The organism is Microcoleus sp. Pol7_A1 (genome assembly GCF_036701085.1).
GTDB lineage: Bacteria > Cyanobacteriota > Cyanobacteriia > Cyanobacteriales > Microcoleaceae > Microcoleus > Microcoleus asticus.
Map to the genome: position 1 here is coordinate 3401 of NZ_JAUBQD010000108.1, position 834 is coordinate 4234.

Here is an 834-nt window from a genome sequence, read left to right on the forward strand (position 1 = left end):
CCTCCCAATCCCGTGACTAACTGGCTGCTGTTGGGCCCGAGGCTGGAGTTGGCATTGTTGGCAATTGGCGGTTGGTTGTCAGTTGGAAGTATGGCCGCGACAGTAGCGACAGCGGGACTGCTGGCGCCGTCGTTGTCTGTGGCGCTGTAGGTGAAATTGGCTCCTGTAAAGTTGCCTGTGGCTTGCAAAAACAGTTGCTGTAACTGTGCTGGAGTCAGGACTTGACCTGGTGTCACCGGTACGCCGCCGTTGGCTGGGTCTCCTAAAAACAGGACGGCTTGGTCTGCTGGGGGCAGGCTGTTGATGGTGTAAGAGACGATCGACCCGTCGGGGTCGCTGCCTCCCAATCCCGTAATTAACTGGCTGCTGTTGGGCCCGAGGCTGGAGTTGGCATTGTTGGCTAATGGCGGTTGGTTGTCAGTTGGAGTTGGAGTTGGTGTGGGAGTTGGTGTGGGAGTTGTTGGAGTTGGAGTTGGTGTGGGAGTTGGTGTGGGAGTTGTTGGAGTTGGAGTTGGTGTGGGAGTTGGTGTGGGAGTTGTTGGAGTTGGAGTTGTTGGAGTTGGAGTCGGTGTTGGAGTTGGTGTGGGAGTTGTTGGAGTTGGAGTTGGTGTGGGAGTTGTTGGAGTCGGTGTTGGAGTTGGAGTTGTTGGAGTCGGTGTTGGAGTTGGAGTTGGAGTCGGTGTCGGTGTCGGTGTTGGTGTTGGTGTCAGAGGTGTGGTGAATGTAGCTTCGTTGTTGCCCGGAGTCGGGTCAGGGATAGCTGAGGTGCTTCTGGCGGTGTTGCTGACGCTGCCGGATGGGGGTGCGACAAAGCTGACTGTGTTGGTGACACTG

General features: G+C 56.6%; 1 pseudogene. It reads right to left on the minus strand.

Going from position 1 to position 834, the window contains the following annotated elements:
* Positions 1–834: pseudogene (locus QUA20_RS30625) on the minus strand (DUF4347 domain-containing protein); the annotation flags it as partial.